Genomic DNA, 4,210 nt, shown 5'->3' with positions numbered 1-4,210 from the left:
AAATTTACTAAACAGAAAAAAAGGCAAAAGAAACCCTAGGGTAGCTAGTTATTCACTATCCATTTTTTAAATCGACGTTTTTTGATGTTTTAAATGCTTTATAAGCGCATTTCAGCTTATATTAGGTAAAAACCTAGAAATTTTATAAAGACATAAGATGCACATAGTGCAAAAAATTAAACATGGGACGCCAGATACGTGAGTTTTTTTGTCATTTAATCTGTACAGAGAAGATAAATAAATAGCTTCAGTTTCATGATAAGGGGACTGGCAAGGCTTGTCAAGCAAGTTTTTTGCAATATCAGGGGATAATTTCGACCATAAATCCCTATCAATAAATTTTAACAAAAATACTTTAGTGCATTTTCAAATATAAGCATTCCATCGCCATATTTTGGCACAGCAACACCTAAACGCTTGCTCTTTTCTTTTTCAAGGGGCCAATTATCTTGCTGGGTAAAAAATATTCCCCTTTCTGGATGGGGCATTAAAGCTAGCACTCTTCCACTTTTATCTGATAAAGCTGCTAGGTCGTATGTAGATCCATTCGGATTGTAAGGAAATTGTAGGTTAGCATAGTTGCCATTTTTATCAATGTAACGTAATGCGGTGGAATTGCTCTCAATCAATTGGTTCAAAATATCTTGATCCATAAAAAATTTGCCTTCCCCATGAGCAATAGGGAGATATAGTTCACTCAGGCCCCGTAGCCAAACAGAATTACTCTTTGAATTAACTCTCACTCTAATCCAACGGCATTGATAATTGCCTATATCATTATGGATTAAAGCTAGATTAGAGAACTCTGGAATTAATTTTACTAATATCTGACAACCATTACATATTCCTATAATCAGCTTGTCCTGAGATAAAAACTCTTGAAACTCATCCAACAAGTTATTTTTAATACGTAAAGCAAACGCATTACCAGCACCAGTGTCATCACCATAGGAAAAACCCCCTGGAATTGCAAGTATATTGCTTAATTTCAGTTCACCTGGATTATCTATGATATCGTTAATGTGAACGATTTTTACTTCAATATTACCAACACCAAGTTTTCTGCTGCATTCCATAAATGCAAATGCAGTTTCTTTTTCGCAATTTAAGCCATAACCAGATAGGACTGTGATTTTCATGAATTGCTAAAAATTAAAAAATTCGAATTTCCTTTTTACAAAATTTGCTACTAAATTTAACGCAAATAACACCAATAATAAAGCTATAATTGCGATAGCAGCAAGTTCAACAAATGCAATTTCAGGATTGCTTGACCATATGTATATTTGCACAGGTAGAACAGTCGCCGGATCGAAAAAGGACGTAGGTGTATCAGCAATAAATGCCACCATACCCATCATAAGTAAAGGAGAAGATTCACCTAAAATCCTTGCAATTGCAAGCACAGTACCATATATTATTCTTGGTAACGCAATCGGTAAAGAGTGATCTAATATCACCTTGATGTGAGGTGCACCGAGCGCAAACGCTGCATCCTTTATCGTAATAGGAACATTCGCAAAGGCATTTTTTGTTGCAATTATAATATTAGGTAACATCATAAATGAAAGAGTCATTCCACCAACAAGTGGTGAAGAGCGTGGTAGCCCAAATATGCCAAGATAGAGAGTTAAGCCCACTACACCAAATATTATTGAAGGCACTGCAGCAAGATTATTTATGCTAATTTCTACAATATTAGTCATTAGCCTATTTTTAGGCATAAATTCGTAAAGACAGATGCCCGACATAATTCCTATTGGTAATGCTAATGCTAGGCACACTATAATTGTCATTAATGAACCGATAAACGCTCCTAAAATCCCTGCATTTTCAGGTTCACGAGAGTCAGATTTAAGGAATAAAGACTTATTAAAAAATTTTTTCACTCTCCTCTTTTCTTTTAGCCAATCAAGTAATTTAGCATAACGATCATTCAAATATTTATCTTTATTTATTGAATTAATTATACTTGACGCGGTAAACCAGATCTCATATTCACCACTATCTTTTACTTTCTTACGAAAAAATTTCTCTAGTTCTTTGTAAGAATTACGACTTAAAATTTCGTCACCGTCTTTAAAATCAGTTCCTCCAAACACCTTACGTAAAGAATCGTTGAGTAAGCCAATGGACTTATACCGCAAATCACTAGAATTACTCGCCAAAGCAAGATCAGCATTTATTTCAACTGGCAATAAAATTTTCGTTACTGTTAAGGCACTGTAAGAGTTAACTAATATACTCAACAATATACACACAGGACAGCCAAGTGAGATAACTAGTGCCGTGAAAGAACAAAAGCGTAGCGCTCTGTTCTTTTTATTTTTCCTTTTTATACGAGCATGTACACGCCTTGACTGAAGTAATTTAAGGAATTTTTTCTTTATACTCATTTACTTTTCTTTACACGAGGATTTGAAAAAACTTTCCCCTTTTTTGTCATGCAAGTAGCTGACACTGGGATCCAGCAGGCTTTGCCTGCAAATAATTTTTACATTTTCCATGAAAGCACAAACCAAAAGGAGAATAATGAATGCTGGATCCCAGTGTCGGAGCACTGGGATGACAAGAGAGAGTTCTGAGATGACACAATTGACATCACTCCCTATTGTATCTACTTAGATTTCTTTTTAACATAAGTAGTACGCTCTTTGATCCTTGCAGCTTTTCCAAATAGTTTGCACAGATAATACAGTTTTGCTCTACGAACCTTTCCTTTTCTTGTCACTTGCACTGAAACCAGTGCAGGAGAATAAACAAAAAACTGAGACACTATACTTTCTCCATGGCTCACTTTTCTGACTGCAAAAGAAGAATGTACCCCGCGGTTCCTTTTTGATATACATACACCTTCAAATATCTGTATACGTTCACTTGTACCGTCAACTACTTTAAAAGTGACCTTCAAATCATCGCCAGGACGAAATTCTGGTATTTCTTTAGCTAACACTTGCATTTGCTGTTCGTTAAATTTTTTAAGTAAATTTGTCATTTATCTCTCCACTCAATAATTCAGGCCTACGCTTTTTTGTTATAACATGAGACTGCTTCTGCCTCCAATCACTTATTTTTTTGTGATTGCCAGATAACAAAACCTCAGGTACTTTATATCCCTTCCACTGCTCAGGTCTAGTATATTGAGGATATTCAAGTACACCACCACCATAATTAAAACTTTCTTCAGTAATACTATCGGTATTATTTACTACACCTGGAAGAAGTCTAATGCATGCATCAAGAACCACCATTGCAGCTGGCTCACCTCCTGAAAGTATATAATCTCCAATACTTAACTCATAAGGAGTATACGCATCAATTATCCTTTGGTCAATACCTTCAAATCGACCACACAATATTGTTATATGAGGAAACTCTAATAATTCTCTGGCAATATTCTGATTAAACTTAGTTCCAGATGGAGTCATGTAAATAAACTTAGTGTTTTTATGAACAGAGAGCATACTATCTACTGCATCACCAACTACATCAGAACGCATAACCATTCCTGCTCCACCTCCATATGGAACATCATCCACAGTTGAATGTTTATCTTTCGCAAAAGAACGAATATTTATTACTTCAAGGTTCCATATTTTTTTTTCTAACGCTTTTCCGGCAAGAGAATAGTTCAAAAACCCCGGGAACATTTCTGGGAATATGGTTAATATTGTAACATTGAATGCCATTAAGGTTTATTTTAAGTTATTTGGGGCTATACTCTAAGAATAGTAAATTGATATAATATATAGTTAAATTAAACATGTCACTGAATAAAACGATATACGAAGGTAAAGCGAAAGCCATTATTGAAACTGAAGACTTATCAATTGTCATACAGCACTTTAAAGATGATATTACAGCATTCAATAAGGAAAAATATGAAATAATCGATGGTAAAGGAATAATTAATAATCATATTAGTGCTTTTATCATGGAAAAGCTTGAGAAAGCAGAAATTAGCACACACTTTATAAAAACTCTAAACGAAAGAGAACAGCTAGTCAAAAAACTCAAGATAATACCTCTTGAGGTAGTAGTTAGAAATGTCGCAGCTGGCAGCTTTTGCAAACGTTTTAATATCAAAGAAGGTGAGAGGCTTGCATCTCCTATAATCGATTTTTTTTACAAAAATGATGACCTAGCCGACCCAATGGTAAGTGAAAATCACATACTGTATTTTGATTGGCTATCTAGCAAAGAAATGGAT

5 protein-coding genes are annotated in these 4,210 nt (G+C 34.7%); 1 reads left to right on the top strand and 4 read right to left on the bottom strand.

All coding sequences use genetic code 11. The features are described from left to right. Positions 1-341: 341 nt before the first annotated feature. The 4 genes from ACIPNH_RS04470 to trmD form a co-directional block, all read right to left on the bottom strand. A complete protein-coding gene (locus tag ACIPNH_RS04470) occupies positions 342-1,139 on the bottom strand; it encodes a phosphoribosylformylglycinamidine synthase subunit PurQ (protein ID WP_264723930.1) in 798 nt (265 codons plus the stop codon). Positions 1,140-1,145: 6 nt separating this feature from the next. Further along, entirely contained in the window at positions 1,146-2,396 is a 1,251-nt protein-coding gene (locus ACIPNH_RS04465; protein WP_400771943.1) for a PstA family ABC transporter permease, read from the bottom strand. Between the two features lie 221 nt (positions 2,397-2,617). Next, positions 2,618-2,995, bottom strand: coding sequence for a 50S ribosomal protein L19 (gene rplS, locus ACIPNH_RS04460; protein WP_400771941.1), 378 nt, complete (start codon positions 2,993-2,995; stop codon positions 2,618-2,620). Then, complete coding sequence (gene trmD / locus ACIPNH_RS04455; RefSeq protein ID WP_007549279.1) at positions 2,979-3,689, bottom strand: tRNA (guanosine(37)-N1)-methyltransferase TrmD; 711 nt, start codon at positions 3,687-3,689, stop codon at positions 2,979-2,981. The genes rplS and trmD overlap by 17 nt, the downstream gene beginning before the upstream one ends. 74 nt (positions 3,690-3,763) lie before the next feature. On the opposite strand from trmD, the gene ACIPNH_RS04450 reads away from it, so the two are divergent. Beyond that, positions 3,764-4,210, top strand: a 447-nt coding sequence (locus ACIPNH_RS04450) for a phosphoribosylaminoimidazolesuccinocarboxamide synthase (protein ID WP_400771938.1), incomplete at its 3' end; no start/stop codon positions are given.

This window comes from Wolbachia endosymbiont of Drosophila barbarae (genome assembly GCF_044752445.1).
GTDB lineage: Bacteria > Pseudomonadota > Alphaproteobacteria > Rickettsiales > Anaplasmataceae > Wolbachia > Wolbachia pipientis.
This window is presented reverse-complemented; position numbering and strand designations above follow the sequence as displayed.

What these genes read in the sequence shown, in the direction of transcription:
- ACIPNH_RS04470 (WP_264723930.1), bottom strand. Translation starts at nt 1,139, where the DNA reads ATGAAAATCACAGTCCTATCTGGTTATGGCTTAAATTGCGAAAAAGAA.
- ACIPNH_RS04465 (WP_400771943.1), bottom strand. Translation starts at nt 2,396, where the DNA reads ATGAGTATAAAGAAAAAATTCCTTAAATTACTTCAGTCAAGGCGTGTA.
- rplS (WP_400771941.1), bottom strand. Translation starts at nt 2,995, where the DNA reads ATGACAAATTTACTTAAAAAATTTAACGAACAGCAAATGCAAGTGTTA.
- trmD (WP_007549279.1), bottom strand. Translation starts at nt 3,689, where the DNA reads ATGGCATTCAATGTTACAATATTAACCATATTCCCAGAAATGTTCCCG.